The organism is Mesobacillus jeotgali, assembly GCF_900166585.1.
GTDB classification, from domain to species: domain Bacteria; phylum Bacillota; class Bacilli; order Bacillales; family Cytobacillaceae; genus Mesobacillus; species Mesobacillus jeotgali_A.
In genome coordinates this window covers 1-17,786 of sequence record NZ_FVZC01000002.1, presented here as the reverse complement: position 1 = coordinate 17,786, position 17,786 = coordinate 1, and the positions used below count along the sequence as shown (strand labels likewise).

Annotated in this window: 17 protein-coding genes, 1 tRNA gene, 1 rRNA gene, 1 other RNA gene and 1 other annotated feature; of the genes, 6 read left to right on the top strand and 14 right to left on the bottom strand. The window is 43.5% G+C overall.

Annotated features, from left to right (window positions below):
* Positions 1-369: 369 nt before the first annotated feature.
* The 7 genes from B5X77_RS00135 to tadA all read right to left on the bottom strand — a co-directional run bounded on the left by B5X77_RS00135 (position 370) and on the right by tadA (position 4,630).
* Entirely contained in the window at positions 370-633 is a 264-nt protein-coding gene (locus B5X77_RS00135; protein ID WP_079504136.1) for a pro-sigmaK processing inhibitor BofA family protein, read from the bottom strand.
* Between the two features lie 80 nt (positions 634-713).
* Positions 714-935, bottom strand: coding sequence for a YaaL family protein (locus tag B5X77_RS00130; RefSeq protein WP_079504135.1), 222 nt, complete (start codon positions 933-935; stop codon positions 714-716).
* A 36-nt stretch (positions 936-971) separates the two neighbouring features.
* Positions 972-1,568: a recombination mediator RecR gene (gene recR, locus B5X77_RS00125; RefSeq protein WP_079504134.1), complete on the bottom strand. Its 597-nt coding sequence runs from the start codon at positions 1,566-1,568 to the stop codon at positions 972-974.
* Positions 1,569-1,583: 15 nt separating this feature from the next.
* Positions 1,584-1,910 (bottom strand): YbaB/EbfC family nucleoid-associated protein, encoded by a 327-nt coding sequence (locus B5X77_RS00120; RefSeq protein WP_176167185.1) that lies wholly within the window; start codon positions 1,908-1,910, stop codon positions 1,584-1,586.
* Between the two features lie 18 nt (positions 1,911-1,928).
* A complete protein-coding gene (gene dnaX, locus B5X77_RS00115) occupies positions 1,929-3,614 on the bottom strand; it encodes a DNA polymerase III subunit gamma/tau (protein ID WP_079504133.1) in 1,686 nt (561 codons plus the stop codon).
* A 144-nt stretch (positions 3,615-3,758) separates the two neighbouring features.
* Positions 3,759-4,023: signal recognition particle sRNA large type (gene ffs / locus B5X77_RS00110), an RNA gene on the bottom strand.
* A 76-nt stretch (positions 4,024-4,099) separates the two neighbouring features.
* Positions 4,100-4,630, bottom strand: a complete 531-nt coding sequence (gene tadA / locus B5X77_RS00105) for a tRNA adenosine(34) deaminase TadA (protein WP_079504132.1) — start codon at positions 4,628-4,630, stop codon at positions 4,100-4,102.
* Positions 4,631-4,721: 91 nt separating this feature from the next.
* Here tadA and B5X77_RS00100 point away from each other — a divergent pair, with 91 nt between their 5' ends.
* The 4 genes from B5X77_RS00100 to B5X77_RS00085 all read left to right on the top strand — a co-directional run bounded on the left by B5X77_RS00100 (position 4,722) and on the right by B5X77_RS00085 (position 8,141).
* Positions 4,722-5,261 (top strand): cysteine hydrolase family protein, encoded by a 540-nt coding sequence (locus B5X77_RS00100; RefSeq protein WP_079504131.1) that lies wholly within the window; start codon positions 4,722-4,724, stop codon positions 5,259-5,261.
* 62 nt (positions 5,262-5,323) lie between these two features.
* On the top strand, positions 5,324-6,607 hold the full coding sequence (locus tag B5X77_RS00095; protein WP_079504130.1) for a glycoside hydrolase family 18 protein: 1,284 nt from the start codon (positions 5,324-5,326) through the stop codon (positions 6,605-6,607).
* 227 nt (positions 6,608-6,834) lie between these two features.
* On the top strand, positions 6,835-7,476 hold the full coding sequence (locus tag B5X77_RS00090) for a deoxynucleoside kinase (RefSeq protein WP_079504129.1): 642 nt from the start codon (positions 6,835-6,837) through the stop codon (positions 7,474-7,476).
* Positions 7,473-8,141, top strand: a complete 669-nt coding sequence (locus tag B5X77_RS00085) for a deoxynucleoside kinase (RefSeq protein WP_079504128.1) — start codon at positions 7,473-7,475, stop codon at positions 8,139-8,141. The genes B5X77_RS00090 and B5X77_RS00085 overlap by 4 nt, the downstream gene beginning before the upstream one ends.
* A 733-nt stretch (positions 8,142-8,874) precedes the next feature.
* On the opposite strand, the gene B5X77_RS00080 is transcribed toward B5X77_RS00085, so the two are convergent.
* The 6 genes from B5X77_RS00080 to guaB form a co-directional block, all read right to left on the bottom strand.
* A tRNA-Ser gene (locus B5X77_RS00080) sits at positions 8,875-8,967 on the bottom strand.
* A 92-nt stretch (positions 8,968-9,059) separates the two neighbouring features.
* Positions 9,060-10,340, bottom strand: coding sequence for a serine--tRNA ligase (gene serS / locus B5X77_RS00075; RefSeq protein WP_079504127.1), 1,281 nt, complete (start codon positions 10,338-10,340; stop codon positions 9,060-9,062).
* A 72-nt stretch (positions 10,341-10,412) separates the two neighbouring features.
* Positions 10,413-10,630 (bottom strand) — a binding site (T-box leader).
* A 53-nt stretch (positions 10,631-10,683) separates the two neighbouring features.
* Positions 10,684-11,271 carry a pyridoxal 5'-phosphate synthase glutaminase subunit PdxT gene (gene pdxT / locus B5X77_RS00070; protein WP_306807277.1) on the bottom strand — a complete coding sequence of 196 codons (588 nt, stop codon included), beginning with the start codon at positions 11,269-11,271 and terminating at the stop codon, positions 10,684-10,686.
* Between the two features lie 13 nt (positions 11,272-11,284).
* Positions 11,285-12,166, bottom strand: coding sequence for a pyridoxal 5'-phosphate synthase lyase subunit PdxS (gene pdxS / locus B5X77_RS00065; protein ID WP_079504125.1), 882 nt, complete (start codon positions 12,164-12,166; stop codon positions 11,285-11,287).
* Between the two features lie 149 nt (positions 12,167-12,315).
* On the bottom strand, positions 12,316-13,620 hold the full coding sequence (locus tag B5X77_RS00060) for a serine hydrolase (RefSeq protein ID WP_079504137.1): 1,305 nt from the start codon (positions 13,618-13,620) through the stop codon (positions 12,316-12,318).
* Positions 13,621-13,849: 229 nt separating this feature from the next.
* A complete protein-coding gene (gene guaB, locus B5X77_RS00055; RefSeq protein WP_079504124.1) occupies positions 13,850-15,316 on the bottom strand; it encodes an IMP dehydrogenase in 1,467 nt (488 codons plus the stop codon).
* Positions 15,317-15,428: 112 nt separating this feature from the next.
* On the opposite strand from guaB, the gene B5X77_RS00050 reads away from it, so the two are divergent.
* Together B5X77_RS00050 and B5X77_RS23585 are read left to right on the top strand one after the other, a co-directional pair.
* On the top strand, positions 15,429-16,382 hold the full coding sequence (locus B5X77_RS00050; RefSeq protein WP_079504123.1) for a YaaC family protein: 954 nt from the start codon (positions 15,429-15,431) through the stop codon (positions 16,380-16,382).
* A 114-nt stretch (positions 16,383-16,496) separates the two neighbouring features.
* Positions 16,497-16,622, top strand: coding sequence for a hypothetical protein (locus tag B5X77_RS23585; protein WP_257391684.1), 126 nt, complete (start codon positions 16,497-16,499; stop codon positions 16,620-16,622).
* A 1,075-nt stretch (positions 16,623-17,697) separates the two neighbouring features.
* Here B5X77_RS23585 and rrf read toward each other — a convergent pair.
* Positions 17,698-17,786: ribosomal RNA gene (gene rrf, locus B5X77_RS00045) — 5S ribosomal RNA — on the bottom strand; the annotation flags it as partial.

The following is a 17,786-nucleotide window of genomic DNA, read 5'->3' as shown; positions in this document are numbered from 1 at the left end:
GGATCAAACTCTCCAAAAAAGAGTTATGAGTTAGCTCATAAGTTAAAACGTTGGCTCATGTTCTTCTATAATAGAAGCCATGAATAATTTATTGTTTGTTGACGCTTGTTTGTTTAGTTTTCAAAGAGCAATTTGTTAACGTCTCCCGTAGGCGACTTAAATAATATACCATGCTGCCATTGTTTCGTCAACATCTTTTTTTAAAAGTTATTAACGGCTGTTCAACAGCAACGTTTAATATAATAACAAGTTCTCCATGCCTGGTCAATAGCTTTTCGCAAAGTTTTTTTGAATATACCCTGCACTATCCCGTGAAGGACTCTTCTGAAACAATAAAGCGCCGCTTCTTCTGGAAGCGGCGTCCATACATTATATAATCCAAGTCTGAATTGCAACAAGAGCGAATACACCAGGTATCCCCAGCAATCCGGAGACTGCTGCGGTTGCAATGTTGATTGGCACGTAGATTCCGAAGCTGGTTCCGAAAGCATTCAGAAAAAATAAAAAGATGGCTCCAATCAGGATTTTCACCACGCTCTGCCCAATAAAGCGAAGCGGCTTTGTGGGTGCACCTATAATGAGCAGCAAAAGGATTAATCCCCCCAAGACCGATATGACAACTACAGGATCCATACTTATCCTCCTTACTTCAATGTCTTGTACAATTTTATGTACAAGCAAATGAAATAAGACCTGATTGTATGGAAATTGCGTTATTTAGTCCTTATTGTGATTTTCCTATGCTTAGCCTCTTTAAATAGAAAGAAGTATTTTGCTTCCGCAATTTTCGCTTCAGTGATGAACTCTTCCGACGGATCGAAGCTTCTTTCAACCAGCAGCTTCTGATTGTTCCATTCTGTCTTCATGCTGTTAAGCTGTTCCATTAGTTTTTGGTCGAATTCTTTTCTAAGCCATTTCTTTTTACGAAATAACATGACCTTCCTCCAGTAGAGTAGTTCGTGTATGCGGAGTTAAACTTCACGACGGCCTTCAAGGGCTTTTGAGAGAGTGACTTCATCTGCGTACTCAAGGTCCCCGCCAACAGGCAAGCCGTGGGCAATCCTTGTTATTTTTATACCTGACGGCTTGAGGAGCCTTGAAATGTACATCGCAGTCGCTTCGCCTTCGATATTGGGGTTCGTGGCTAGAATGACTTCCTGAACGGTTTCATCCTGGAGCCTTTTCAGCAGATCTGGAATATTGATGTCTTCCGGACCAATTCCATCCATTGGTGAAATGGCTCCGTGCAGCACATGATAAAGTCCGTTATATTCCTTCATCTTTTCCATCGCGATAACATCCTTGGGATCCTGGACTACACAGATGATACTACGGTCCCGCCTTGGGTCTTCATCGATATAACAAGGATCCTGGTCAGTGATATGCCCGCAGACAGAACAATACGTCAAGTTGCGCTTAGCGTTCACCAGAGCCTTAGCAAAATCCAGTACGGTTTCTTCTTTCATACTTAAGACAAAAAAAGCCAGACGCGCGGCCGTTTTCGGGCCGATACCTGGCAATTTCATAAAGCTGTCGATCAGCTTTGATATTGGTTCAGGATAATGCATTATTATTTATTCCTCCTAGAACATTCCCCCAGGAAGGTTCATCCCTTTTGTGAATTGTCCCATTGTCTTGTTTGTTAATTCTTCCGCCTTTTTCAAAGCATCGTTTGTTGCAGCCAGCACAAGGTCCTGCAGCATTTCAACATCATCCGGGTCTACTACCTCTGGTTTGATTTGAACGTCAACGATTTCTTTATGTCCAGTTACGACAACAGTGACCATGCCGCCGCCTGCTGTTCCTTCAATTTTTTCTTCACCTAATTGCACCTGTGCTTCTTCCATTTTCTTTTGCATCTTTTGCATTTGTTTCATCATGTTTTGCATATTACCCATTCCACGCATCATATTAACGTCCTCCAGTATTTAATCTTGTATTTGTATTAATTCATCGCCAAATAATTTCTTGGCTTCAGCAATCAGCGGGTCTTCACTTGCTGCGGGTTGCCCCTCTGATGCTCCATCGCCTCTCTGGCTGATAAAGTTTTCCCTTATTTTAAGCCACTGCTCTTCCGGAACACCAATAACCTGCATTCTTTTTCCGGTATAATCCTGCATTGCATCGCTTACGGTTTCAGTAAACCTCGTATTTTCCATTGCCATCTGGCAGTGAATTTCATATTTGAATTTTATCACTACTGATTCATCAGATGCAGCAACCGGCTCGGCTTCATTCAATAAAGCGGCCTGGGAACGCATTTGCTTTGCAGCAAGCATTTCCAACAGGTCTCCCCAGCGTCCTTTGATTGCATGCAGGTTTGGCTTTGTGGCATTCTTGAGTACTTCATTGATTTTTCCGGCAGGAACCTGAAAGCCCTTGCGGTTTGGACGCGGCGTTTTTTTAGCTGCTGCCGGTTCACTTGCAGACATGCCTGGGTTCTCCTGAAACTTTGCAAGCTTTTCCTCAAGCTGTTCGATTCTTTTCAATAAAGGTTCGACCTGAATATTGTTGCTTGTCTGCCCCTGGACCTCTAACTGGCACAACTTTACAATTGCCACTTCCAGGAATATGCGCGGGTGATTCGTCCACCGCATTTCTTGCTGGGCTTTATTCAGGACTTCAATCAATTCATATATTTGTGCAGGCTCGATCTTATTCGCAAGCTCCTGGAAGTCATTATCCAGCATTACACGCTCCATGGATTCTTCGAGGGCTGGTGCCGCTTTAAACAGGAGCATATCGCGGTAGAAGAAGATCATATCCTCTATGAATCTAGCCGGATCCTTCCCTTGCAAAAGCAGTTCATCCAGTGCTTCCAGTCCAGCAGCCGCATTTTTTTCATTAATTGCGTTGGCAAGCTGGTTCAGGAAGTTCTGTGAGACTGTTCCTGTTACTGTTAGTGCATCTTCTATTGTCACCCGGTCCTGGCTGAATGAAATTGCCTGATCCAGCAAACTCAGGGCGTCACGCATTCCGCCTTCCGCTGCCCTTGCAATGATCTGCAGGGCCGTGTCATCGCAATCCACTCCTGATTCCTCAACAATTTGTTTCATCCGGCCAACGATTGCCTGAGCAGTGATTCTCTTGAAATCAAATCGCTGACATCGTGAAATGATTGTGAGTGGAATCTTGTGGGGCTCAGTCGTAGCGAGGATAAAGATAACATGCTTTGGAGGCTCTTCAAGTGTTTTAAGCAGGGCATTGAACGCTCCGATGGAAAGCATATGCACCTCATCAATGATATATACTTTGTATTTCACGACGTTAGGGGCATATTTTACTTTGTCCCGAATATCCCGAATTTCCTCGACACCGTTATTTGAGGCAGCATCGATTTCAATCACATCGGGAATCGATCCATCCGTTATTCCACGACAGGCATCACATTCATTGCAAGGCTCAGTCGTGGGAGCTTGTTCGCAGTTAACCGCTTTTGCCAAAATTTTAGCAGCACTCGTTTTCCCTGTCCCCCTTGGACCGGAAAAAAGGTAGGCATGTGATATTTTTTGTTGAAGCAGAGCGTTTTGCAGTGTCGTTGTCACATGTTCCTGTCCGACCACATCAATGAACTGCTGTGGACGCCAGACTCTATATAAAGCTTGATAGGCCAATGACACCGCTCCCTTCGATATATTATCCTTCCTATTATAACGCAATTTTTTAGACATTTACACTTTTAGAAAACTAATTCGTCCCTGAAAGACAAAAAACTCATCTCCATAATAGAGATGAGTTGGTTGTATATTATTTAACTGCCGCGCACCTTCCGTCGACTGAATACCATAAGCGTTACTTAAGCAGTTAGCTCGGCCCAGGCAACCCTGCGGCACATGGGAGCGTCCACTTAATGCTGCTTCCTTCCGGACCTGACATGGTTCATGGATTCCCATTGCGCAGGACCCGGGCGTCAACACCACTTACTTAAGGCAGACCCTACAGTAAAACAGCCTCAGGAAGGGATTCATCCCCGCTAGAGCGGATTGCGGGTACAGGGCACCGCTACCTCCCCGACTAGCACGGCAAAATTGAAACCTGATTTAGGTGTGTCTCAAGGACACATACATAGTATACTAATTTGCGGTCTAAAAAGCAATGCTTATCCAATGTCAATTCCTGTCTGTTGTTCCAGTTCCTCTTTTGCCTGTTTCTTTTTCAGTTTGTTCTTTTTTCGCAAATCCCTGAAAAAATCGGATAACAGTGATCCGCATTCCGTTTCCAGAACACCGCTCACCACTTCACTTTGATGGTTGAAGCGCTCGTCCTGGAGAATATTCATGAAGGTACCGGCGCATCCGCCCTTCGGATCCTTCGCTCCATAAACCACTTTTTTCACCCGGGAAAGCATGATTGCCCCCGCACACATCGGGCATGGCTCCAAAGTTACGTACAGCACGGAATCCTCAAGCCGCCACGTGCCAAGTTTCTTGCAGGCCTCGTCAATCGCAAGTACCTCAGCATGGGCAATGGAGTTTTGCCTCGTTTCGCGCAGATTATGGGCCCGGCCAATGATTTCACCATCCAGGACGATAACAGCGCCAATCGGCACCTCATCCATTTGCCCAGCCTTTTTCGCTTCCTCTATTGCTTCTAGCATGAATTGTTCATCCTGGGTCAGTTGAGCTTCCATCTTTCCCTCCGCTAAAAATAGTAATTAGTTTTTTCCAAATGGTTTAATAATCCCCCACCGGTAAAAATATAAGGAAAGGAGAGGATTATTCATGCCAAAGACTGCTTTATTGATCATCGATATGATCAATGACTTTAAATTCGATGCAGGGGAAGACCTTGCAAAAAATACAAAAAACATCATCGACCCCATTTTAACCTTAAAGAAATCTTTCAATGAAAGGGACATGCCCGTTATCTATATTAATGACCATTATAATCTATGGCAGGCTGATTTTGAAAAAATCATGGATTATTGCTCGAATGAAACAAGCTCAGAAATCATCAAAAAAATAGCTCCTGAAAAGAACAAGGATTATTTCCTGATAAAGCCAAAGCATTCCGCTTTTTATGGCACAGCGCTTCATACCCTTCTCCAGCAATTGAAGGTCGATACTCTAGTTCTAGCTGGAATCGCCGGGAACATTTGTGTGCTTTTCACAGCGAATGATGCCTATATGCGTGAATACAACCTCATCATACCAGAGGACTTGCTTGCCTCCAATAATGAAAAGGACAATGAATATGCGCTGACAATGATGAAAAACGTCTTGTCAGCTGAAACAAGGCCTTCTGTGAAGCTTGATTTATAACATACTGCATTTTCTTCCTTCATACAATGGTTGTAGCGCTAAAATGCCAGGGAGGGAAGATAATGCAAATTCATGTGGTACAACAAGGACAGACATTGACGCAGATCGCCCGGTTATACGGGTCGTCTGTTGCAGATATAACCGAGGCAAATGAACTGCCTAACCCGAACAATCTGGTCGTGGGCCAGGCAATGGTCATCCCCATTGTCGGCAGTTTCTACTTTGTCCAGCCAGGTGACAGCTTGTGGTCCATTTCACGTAGATTCGGAATCACTCCGCAGGAACTTGCCAGAATTAATGGTATTACGGTAAATCAGCCGCTTTCAGTCGGTTTCCGGCTCTATATTCCCCAGCGGCCAAAGCCGAATGCGGAGTTCAATGCATATGTAGAACCACGCGGAAACACAGTAGCCCCTGCACTTGAAACCGCTGCAAGAGAGGCTGCACCCTACCTGACATACCTTGCACCCTTCAGTTTTCAGGCTCTTCGTGATGGTTCTTTGAAGGAGCCGATGCTGAACAATTTCCCTGCCATTGCCGAGGCCAACAACAATATATTGATGATGGTCATTACCAACCAGGAGAATGACCAGTTCAGTGATGAGCTTGGCCGTATCCTCCTGAATGACATCGCAATTCAGGACAAATTCCTGAACAATATTGTTGCCACTGCCAAAAAATATGGTTTCCGGGATATTCATTTTGACTTTGAATTCCTGCGCCCAGCAGACCGCGAAGCATATAACCGGTTCTTAAGGAAGGCAAGAGACCGGTTCAAACAGGAAGGCTGGTTCATATCTACTGCGCTTGCCCCTAAAACAAGCGCTGCACAGACGGGTGCCTGGTATACTGCGCATGACTACAGAGCACACGGGGAAATAGTCGATTTCGTCGTCATCATGACCTATGAATGGGGCTACAGCGGCGGACCTGCCCAGGCAGTTTCGCCCATTGGCCCTGTCCGCCAGGTGCTGGAGTACGCCGCCAGTGAAATGCCTTCCCAGAAAATCATGATGGGCCAGAACCTTTATGGCTATGATTGGACACTTCCATTTGTCCAGGGGTCGGTTGCACGTGCCGTCAGTCCACAGCAAGCCATCCAGATCGCCGCCAATAATAATGTGCCGATCCAGTACAACACAAGATCCCAGGCACCGACCTTCCGATACACAGCAGCAGACGGAAAACAGCACGAAGTCTGGTTTGAGGATGCCCGTTCCATCCAGGCAAAATTTGACTTGATCAAGGAGCTGAACCTGAGAGGAATGAGCTATTGGAAGCTGGGACTCTCCTTCCCGCAAAACTGGCTGCTCATCCAGGAGAACTTTAATGTAGTGAAAAGATAAGATCCAGCATTATTTTTTGCAAATCATCTTTCTGTTAAAAAAATTTTACAAATTCCGATAATATATGACAGGCGCAGTTTTTATGCGGCTGTCTTCTTTTTTGCTAAAATTGCCTCTTAATATAGCGTATCCATTCTATATACTGGTGTGATAAAATGGATTTTGCGTGATTTAACTGACAGAAATGTAAATAAAGATACAGATACAACGAAGAGGGAGGACATGTTGTGGAAGGAACACCTTTTATAACGGTTGAAGGACCGATCGGGATCGGGAAAACATCATTGGCTCGTGCCATTTCCGAGAGGTTCCAATTTGCACTTTTAAAGGAAATCGTCGATGAAAATCCATTTTTGGGGAAATTTTACGATAATATCGAAGAATGGAGTTTCCAGACAGAAATGTTTTTCCTCTGCAATCGATATAAGCAGCTTGGAGATATTAATGAACATTACCTCAGCCAAAACAAACCTGTCGTAGCTGATTATCATATCATGAAAAACCTCATTTTCGCCCAGCGCACACTGAATGAGCAGGAGTACAGAAAATATTTAGATATTTATCAAATCCTGACAAAAGATATGCCTAAGCCTAATGTTATCATCTATTTGAATGCCAGCCTTGATACACTGCTGAAACGCATCAAGATGCGCGGCCGTGAAGTAGAAAAGAACATAAGTCCTTTATACTTAGAGCAATTATCGATAGATTATGAACAAGCTATGATTCAATTTGAGAATGACCACCCTGAAATCCCTGTCCTCCGTTTCAGCGGCGATGACCTTGATTTCGTTAAACATGAGGAAGACCTCCAGCTGATCATTGACCAGCTAACCGCATCATTAAGAAAAAGGAGCGTACAACCATGAATCTAAGAACAAAATATGACATCCCGGCCAATGCGGTCATTACGATTGCCGGTACAGTGGGAGTCGGCAAATCCACGATGACGAATGCCCTGGCGGATGCCCTGCGGTTCCGTACATCCTTTGAAAAAGTAGATACCAACCCATACCTTGATAAGTTTTACGCTGATTTCGAACGCTGGAGCTTCCACCTGCAAATTTATTTCCTTGCTGAACGGTTCAAGGAACAAAAAAGGATTTTCGAATACGGCGGCGGTTTCATCCAGGACCGTTCGATTTATGAAGATACAGGTATCTTCGCAAAAATGCATTATGAAAAAGGCACAATGTCCCCAGTGGACTACGAAACATACAAAAGCCTATTCGATGCGATGGTCATGACTCCGTACTTCCCTCATCCTGACCTGTTGATCTATCTCGAAGGGTCCCTTGATGACATACTCGAGCGTATCAAGCTAAGAGGCCGCCCAATGGAACAGCAGACACCAATTTCTTATTGGGAAGAGATGCATGGAAGATATGAGAACTGGATCAACGACTTCAATGCATGCCCTGTCCTGCGTTTGAATATCAATGATTATGATTTGTTCAACAATCCAGAATCAATCGAACCAATCGTTGAAAAAATTGCGACACATATAAAACAAACTCAATTATTGAAAAAGTAAAACCGCCGTCTGGCGGTTTTTTTCTTTATTGTGATGTGCGGTCATTCTATATGTAACGAGCCTATCACCCAAAGGGGCCGTGAAACTTTTACAAGGGTATATAGGATTTTCTATAGGACCAAATCGGGCCGAACACTCTTAAAAGGGGCATATAGGATTTTTCTATACGACCAAATCGAGCTGAACACTCCCAAAAGGGCACATAGGATATTTCTATACGACCAAATCGAGCGGAAAACTCCCAAAAGGGCATATAGGGATTTTTCTATACGCCCAAATCGGGCCGAACACTTCCAAAAGGGCACATAGAATTTTTCTATACGACCAAATCGAGCGGAACACTCCTAAAAGGGCACATAGAATTTTTCTATACGACCAAATCGAGCGGAACACTCCCAAAAGGGCATATAGGATTTTTCTATACGACCAAATCGGGCCGAACACTCCCAAAAGGGCATATTGAATTTTTTCTATACGACCAAATCGGGCCGAACACTCCCAAAAGGGCATATAGAATTTTTTCTATACGACCAAATCGAGCGGAACACTCCCAAAAGGGCATATAGAATTTTTCTATAGCAGTATCGAGCAGCAAGCCTTTAAAAGATGATAAGTACTTCTAACACCCCTAATAATTTAAAAAAGAACATAAAAAAACCCATTACATTGTAATGGGTTTTTCTACACAATCTCCAAATTGTTTTATGCGTTAATGCATTAATTATAAAATTAATGGAGGAGGTAGAGGGATTCGAACCCCCGCGCGGTGTTACCCGCCTGTCGGTTTTCAAGACCGATCCCTTCAGCCGGACTTGGGTATACCTCCGAGACAAGAAATATAATATCATGTATTTGAAAACGAGTCAACAATCTTTTTTAAGTTTTTTTTGGGCAGGATTGAATCCTGCCCAAATCATATTATTTTGGAGCGATAACGTCCCTGTTGCCCATATATGGACGAAGTGCTTCAGGAATGATTACACTGCCGTCGGCCTGCTGGTAGTTCTCGAGAATCGCGGCAACTGTACGGCCGATCGCAAGACCAGAGCCATTCAATGTATGCACATGTTCTGGCTTTGCCTTTGGCTCGCGGCGGAAACGGATATTGGCGCGTCTGGCCTGGAATCCTTCAAAGTTACTGCAAGAAGAAATTTCCCTGTAAGTACCGTAGCTTGGGATCCAGACTTCAATATCATATTTTTTCGCGGCGGTGAATCCGAGATCTGCAGAGCACATGCTCAACACTCGGTATGGCAGGCCGAGCAGTTGAAGCACCTTCTCAGCATGTCCAGTCAGCCTTTCTAACTCTTCATAAGAATCTTCTGGCTTAACAAACTTTACTAATTCTACTTTATTGAACTGGTGCTGGCGTATCAGTCCACGCGTATCGCGGCCTGCAGATCCTGCTTCAGAACGGAAACATGCGCTGTAGGCAGCATAATTGATTGGCAATTCCTCTCCGCTAAGTATTTCATCGCGGTGCATGTTCGTAACAGGAACCTCTGCTGTCGGAATCAGGAAATAGTCTTCGCTCTCGATTCTGAAGGCATCCTCTTCAAACTTCGGAAGCTGTCCAGTTCCTGTCATGCTTGCACGATTGACCATGTATGGCGGAAGTACCTCGGTGTAGCCATGTTCGTCGACATGAAGGTCAAGCATAAAGCTCATCAAAGCGCGCTCCAGGCGTGCACCTAAGCCTTTGTAGAATACAAAACGACTGCCAGTGACTTTACCAGCGCGTTCAAAATCAAGGATTTTTAAATAATCGGCGATTTCCCAGTGTGGTTTTGCCTCGAAATCGAAATTGCGGACTTCGCCCCATTTGCGAACTTCCACATTATCGTCTTCTGTTTCTCCAACCGGAACACTTTCATGCGGGATATTCGGGATGCTTAACATCAGGTTTTCAAGTTCTTCCTCAACCTCACGCAGCTGATCATCTAAAACCTTGATTTTATCACCAACCTCACGCATTTCTGCAATAAGATGGTCAGCATCCTGCTTTTCACGCTTCAATTGCGCGACCTGCTGAGATACTTCATTTCTTCTGCTCTTCAGCTGCTCGGCCTCCAGAATTAATTCCCTGCGCTTCACATCCAGATCCTCAAACTTGCCAAAATCAGTTAAGTCTTCTCCACGGTGCTGCAGCTTTTGTTTTACTTCTTCAAAATTCGCTCTTAGATATTTAACATCTAACACTGCAATTTCCTCCCTTTTTTCGGATCATTACTTAAGCAAAAAGCCTTTGAAAAATAAAAAACTCCCGTCCCCAAAAGGGACGAGAGTTAACCCGCGTTGCCACCCTAGTTGAAAGCAAAAATGCTTCCCACTCATAAAATAACGGTTTTTACCGAGAGTATTTACTGGCCGAATACGGCGTTCCATACTCTGCTCGAGGGCGGATTCATTTGTTCCAGACACCGGTTTGCACCAACCACCGGCTCTCTTCGGAATGGATACAAGCTACTTTTCCCTCTCATAGCTTTTTACTATCGAATTTTAATTCATAATTTACTACAATTATGTTCAGCATGCAAGCAGTTTATGCAAAATTTTTACTCTTTGTTTCTTCTACCATTTTTACAAAATAGTTCATGAGTCTGTGGTCATCTGTCAATTCCGGATGGAAGGAACAGCCGAGGAATTGGCCATCACGTGCCGCAACGATCCTGTCATTATGCTTAGCAAGCACTTCAACATCCTCTCCAGCTTCTACGATATGCGGTGCCCGGATAAACACGGCAGAGAAATTATCACCGACTCCGGCAATATCAATATCAGCTTCAAAGCTTTCACGCTGGCGCCCAAATGAATTGCGTTCCACCTTTACATCCATGACTCCGATATGTGGCTCATCGTAGTCAACCAGATTATTTGCAAGCAGGATTAAGCCAGCACAAGTCCCGAACATTGGCTTTCCATCAGCAGCAAACTTCTTCAGATGTTCCATAAAACTATATTTATCAATCAAACGGCGAATGGCGGTGCTTTCACCGCCAGGGATAATCAGGCCATCTAGTTCTTCTAGCTGCTCTGGACGTTTAACAACAATGCCTTCTGCCCCTGACGCCTCGATAGCCCACAGATGCTCACGGACGGCTCCTTGAAGGCCAAGGACTCCTATTTTCACCATAGAGATCCCCTTACCAGCCGCGCTCCTGCATTCGTGCTTCAGGAGCTAAAGATGAAATTTCCATCCCCTTCATCGGAACGCCAAGACCCTTCGAAATATTCGCAATCAGTTCGTAATCCTGATAATGGGTTGTTGCTTCTACAATTGCCTTCGCAAACTTTGCTGGATTCTCAGATTTGAAGATACCTGAGCCAACGAATACTCCATCGGCTCCCAACTGCATCATTAAAGCAGCGTCTGCTGGCGTTGCAACGCCCCCTGCTGCAAAGTTAACGACTGGCAGGCGTCCTAGCTGCTTGATTTCAAGCAAAAGCTCATATGGCGCTCCCAGCAGCTTTGCTTCTGTCATAAGCTCATCCAAATCCATCGCCACAACTTTACGAACTTGAGCGTTCACTTTGCGAATATGACGTACAGCCTCAACGATATTACCTGTGCCAGGCTCGCCCTTTGTGCGAAGCATTGATGCACCTTCACCGATTCTTCTGGCTGCTTCGCCTAGATCGCGGCATCCGCATACGAAGGGAACAGTGTAATCTCTTTTATTCAGGTGGAATTCTTCATCTGCAGGAGTGAGAACTTCACTTTCATCGATATAATCCACGCCCATTGCTTCAAGCACACGGGCTTCAACAATGTGGCCAATCCTGGCTTTTGCCATAACGGGAATTGTGACTGCACCCATTACTTCTTCAACAATACGAGGATCAGCCATTCTTGCTACTCCGCCGGCTGCGCGGATATCTGAAGGAACGCGTTCCAATGCCATAACGGCAACTGCACCAGCTTCTTCAGCTATTTTCGCCTGCTCAGCGTTGACAACATCCATGATGACGCCGCCCTTTTGCATTTCTGCCATACCACGTTTAACTCGATCAGTACCTGTCTTCATTCTTTCTCCCCCTTGTCCTGTAAAAGGAATACTATGTAAGTTTAAAAATAACTAGAAAAATCGGACTTTTTAAGTCGGAATTACAGATATCCCTATTGAAAATAAACAATAAAAAAGGTCTCCTGTCAAGACAGGAAACCAAATCTATTTTAAAACCAACCTTTAACAGTGTCAGCAACTCCGCCGAATAAGTCACCAAAAAATCCGCCGATTCCGCGCATTGAAAGCACGAACCAATTTGCTTTTTCAACACCTTCAGACGCAATTACTGGCACCTGTACTTCTTTTTGTCCTTCTTCAGTCAAGAAGCTGATATTTTCATCTTTTTTGGATTTAACAGTCATATAGCCGACTTGTTCGCCCTTTTTAATCGGGGCAGTCAACTCGCCATTTTCGTTAAGCTTTTTCTTATCCAATACAAGCACTGGTTCGTAATCATCTTTTTCGCCATTTCTGATTGTCATCGATATTGCTTTTTTAGATTGGATTTTAACGCTATCTTCTTTTCCCTTCGTTACCGGAAGGGATTTCTTGCCTTTTACCTGATAATTCTTTTTCACAAGCTCTTCCTTAGTGAAATTACTGAAACCAAAGTCTAAAATCTTGCGTGTTTCTGCAAAACGGCTGTCCTTAGAGTCTGCCTTCATGACAACAGAAATAAATCTTTGGCCGTTTTTCATAGCTGTAGCAGTAAAACCATAACCAGCAAAGTCAGTAGAACCTGTCTTCAAACCATCAACGCCCTCATATTGGTAAATGAGGCCTGGAAGCATCCAGTTAAAGTTCTTATAATCACGTCCATCGCGGAATTTCAATGCAGGCATACTTGCGGTTTCCAGAACTTCCGGGTAATCCTTCAACAGAAGGTATGCAAGCTTGGCCATTGAGCGGGCAGACATGACATTCTCTTCTTCTGGACCGCCTGCAGGATGTTGTCCTAACAGGTCTCGGTTATTCAATCCTGAAGAGTTGACGAATTTAAAATCCTTTAATCCCAGCTCGGCAGCTTTTTTGTTCATTTTTTCAACATGGTTTTTCTCCGTTCCAGATAGAACCTCAGCAAGTGCAACTGTTGCTGCATTTCCAGAATGGATGGCCATGGCTTCATATAATTCTTTTACGGTATAATCTTCACCCTGAGTTAATCCAACATTCGAGAGGCCAGGTGCAGCTGACAGCTTATGGACATACTCGTTGATTTTAACTTTCTGATCCCATTTCAGCTTTCCTTTTTTAACAGCTTCAAGAACCATATATTCTGTCATCATCTTTGACATGGAAGCCACACCAAGGACGACATCAGAATTTTTCTCATATAATACTCTTCCAGTTTCGGCATCTATCAGCATAGCTGCTTCGGCATTAATTCCTAGCTGTCCCTCTGCTGCTTCAGCTTCCATTGAAAATCCTGAAAACATTGTTGTGATCGTTAAAATGAATGCTGCAAAAAACATTGAAAGCTGTTTCTGTTTACGATTCAAGACGACTTTCCCTCCAAATTTCAAATTAATCTATTAAACTTGCATTTTTTTCCCTCAGAAAAATCACACCCGTATAGTTTAACATAAAAAAAATGAAAAAAATAGACAGAGAATAGTCACTCTGTCTATTGTAAAATAAGGAAAAAAACAGCTGTTAGACAGGATAAAAGTCTTAGTACCTGTCAGCTATCTTTGTATTTAATTATGACATTGAATAGTTTGGCGCTTCCTTTGTAATCTGTACATCATGAGGGTGGCTCTCTCTCAAACCTGCTCCTGTCATCCTGATGAACTGGGCATTTTCCCTTAGTTGTTCAAGGTTTGCTGTTCCGCAATATCCCATTCCAGAACGGATACCGCCGATAAGCTGATAGATTGTGTCTGTAAGCGGCCCTTTGTAAGGAATTCTTCCTTCAATGCCCTCGGGAACAAATTTTTTGTTATCTTCTTGGAAGTAACGGTCCTTTGATCCTTTTTCCATCGCCCCAACCGAGCCCATACCACGGTAAACTTTAAAGCGTCTTCCCTGGTAGATTTCTGTTTCACCCGGACTCTCAGTGACACCAGCGAGCAAGCTTCCAAGCATGACAGCATGTCCGCCGGCAGCCAGTGCCTTTACGATATCACCGGAGTATTTGATACCTCCGTCTGCGATGATGGCCTTGCCATGCTTGCGTGCTTCTGTAGCGCAATCATATACAGCTGTGATTTGCGGTACACCGACACCGGCAACAACCCTTGTTGTACAGATTGAACCAGGACCAATGCCAACCTTGACGACATCTGCTCCAGCCTCAATCAAATCTTTTGTCGCTTCTGCTGTCGCTACGTTCCCGGCAATGATGTTAAGTTCCGGGTAGGCTGTACGAATTTGTTTCACCGTTTCAATGACGCCCCTGGAATGCCCATGTGCAGTATCGACAACTATGACGTCAACATGCGACTTTACCAGCATTTCCACACGTTTCATCGTATCAGCTGTAACGCCGACTGCAGCACCGCATACTAAACGGCCTTTTGCATCTTTAGAAGAATTCGGGAACTCAATCACTTTTTCAATATCTTTGATTGTAATGAGACCTTTCAATACGCCTTCGTCATTTACTAGTGGGAGTTTTTCAATCTTATGGCGCTGAAGGATTTGTTCGGCTTCTTTAAGGGTTGTACCCACAGAGGCTGTAACCAAGTCTGTTTTCGTCATGACTTCCTCGATTTTAATGGAGTAATCCTGAATAAAACGCATGTCTCGATTCGTAATGATCCCTACAAGTTTTTGCTCTTCCTCGTTGTTAACGATCGGAACACCAGAAATCCTGTATTTACTCATTAGATGCTCAGCATCAAAAACTTGATGCTCCGGTGTTAAAAAGAAAGGATCTGTAATGACTCCACTTTCAGAGCGCTTAACCTTATCAACCTGGTCTGCCTGCTGTTCAATGGACATGTTTTTATGAATGATGCCCAATCCGCCTTGCCTAGCGATGGAAATCGCCAATTCAGCTTCCGTTACAGTATCCATGCCGGCACTGATAATCGGTATATTCAATTTCAGAGTCTCTGTCAGGTTGACCTTGAGGCTGACATCCTTTGGTAAAACCTCCGATTTTGCTGGCACCAATAGTACATCATCAAACGTTAATCCTTCTTTTACAAACTTACTTTCCCACATAGTAAATGCCCCCCTTTAAGAAAATATTATTTGTAGGTTATCAATTGGTTAAAATACTGTCAAGGACGTTGTTATTAGTTAGATTTTTCAGTTAACTTGGAGGTTTTTAATTGTGTCTTTGCCTTACAAAGAATGGAATAGCTATACACTCTTTTTTTCAGCCGAATATTCACAGGATTATCTGAAGAAATGCTATCGGAAACTTAATCTTGATCAGCCAGACCTGAAAAGCTTTGAAAATTGCTATCCCTTTATGTATTATCTCGAACACGGTAAGCTTTATTATGAACAGGCAGAAAAATCGCCGCTGGCTATCCAGCCCATTTTGCTATTTTACGGTCTTGTCCATCTTATAAAAGCATGCATCCTTACAGTCCAGCCTGATTATCCTGAAACAACTTCAGTGCTCGCCCACGGTGTTTCAACCCGGAAACGAAAAAAGCAACAATATAGCTTTACAGATGATGAAGTGAAATTCCAGAAAAATGGTTTGTTTTCACTTATGGCAGAAAAGATGTTCCACATGAAACAATTGGAAGGTGAAAAAGCAACAATGGGCGAAGTGATGGAACTTATTCCGGAACTTTCGAACATATATGCAGACCTAAGGGGCAAGCAAAACTTTCAGGTCCTGACAAATAAAGATTCCGTTTACTCCCTGCCAAATTCCGTTTTGGACCACTTTCACATGACTGAGAATCGTTTCAAGGAGTTTTTTCAAACAAAGTCTGCCACCCCCGTGTCATTTACCGACGAAACAAATGGTTACATTAGGTTTGAAGCAAATCTTTCCAACGCAGCTGAACCCATTCCGATAAAATTCAACCTGGAAGAACAGCAATTTGTCCTGCCATTAAATAAAGGAGAATTATTTTTATATCCAGAACTCCTTTTACATTATTTAGTATTATATAACCTAGGAATGATTGCCCGATACGAGACAGAGTGGTGGAGTGAATTAATCAAAATGATGCCCAATGAAGACTATCCATTGATTCAGACATTTTTACGATCAACTATCAAAAAGGGGCCTTACTTAATTTACCAGTACCTCACGAATAAGTGATAACAACAGGGGTTAGAAGCTATTTTAATCATGGCACTAACACGTAATATGTTTAGATAAGCTGGTATCGGGAATTTCACTTACATGGACATTGAATTTCGAGGAGGTTTTAATATGGATAGAAAAAAACTGATGATGACAACTGTCGCTCTAGGTACTGCATACTTGCTAAGAGACCAAAAGTCACGTTCGAAGGTAATGGGCCAGCTGCAATCTCTCGGTAAGAAAAAGAAAAATTAAAGAGTTTTAGCCCTCTGAGAATCTCAGAGGGTTTTTCATTAGGATCCGAATCATTGGGGATGCTTTGTTAAAATCAGGGACACTTAAGTATTCAGAAACTTGCTCAACTTTTTATCGATCTCTTCGGAAGTTGTCTGAGTCATCGATCCCATTTCATGGATTTCTTCAAACTTATCTAAAGTTATCTCATGTTCTGACAGCTTTCCATCCTATTCCTCTGAACCTGTCCAAAGTTGCTTCATGTTTGGACAGCTATCCGCCCTATTCCTTTGAACCTGTCCAAAGTTGCTTCATGTTTGGACAGCTTTCCGCCCTATTCCTTTGAACCTGTCCAAAGTTGCCTCATCTTCTGACAGCTTTCCGTCCTATTCCTCTGAACCTGTCCAAAGTTGCTTCATGTTTGGACAGCTTTACGTCCTATTCCTTTGAATCTGTCCAAAGTTGCTTCATGTTTGGACAGCTTTCCGTCCTATTCCTTTGAACCTGTCCAAAGTTGCTTCATGTTTGGACAGCTTTCCGCCCTATTCCTCTGAACCTGTCCAAAGTTGCTTCATGTTTGGACAGCGTTCCGTCCTATTCCTTTGAACCTGTCCAAAGTTGCCTCATGTTTGGACAGCTTTCCGCCCTATTCCTTTGAACCTGTCCAAAGTTGCTTCATGTTTGGACAGTTTTCCGCCCTATTCCTTTGAACCTGTCCAAAGTTGCCTCCTCCTTTGACAGCTTTCCGTCCTATTCCTCTGAACCTGTCCAAAGTTGCTTCATGTTTGGACAGTTTTCCGCCCTATTCCTTTGAATCTGTCCAAAGTTGTCTCATCTTCTGACAGCTTTCCGTCCTCTTCCTCTGAACTTGTCCAAAGTTGCTTCATGTTCTGACTGCTTTTTAGTTTTTTAACTTAAACCTGTTAAAAGTTGACCAGACTCCTGGCATACATATCAGTTGATTTTCAAAATTTCTCTGATGAAATTCCTACATCATCACAGCTTCCCTAAGTATACACATTTTGATTGTTCTAGCGTATGCCATTGGATTTCTATAAACAAAAAAAGAACAGCCATTACAGCTGTTCTTTCATGTGCCCGGCGGCGTCCTACTCTCACAGGGGGAAACCCCCAACTACCATCGGCGCTGAGAAGCTTAACTTCCGTGTTCGGTATGGGAACGGG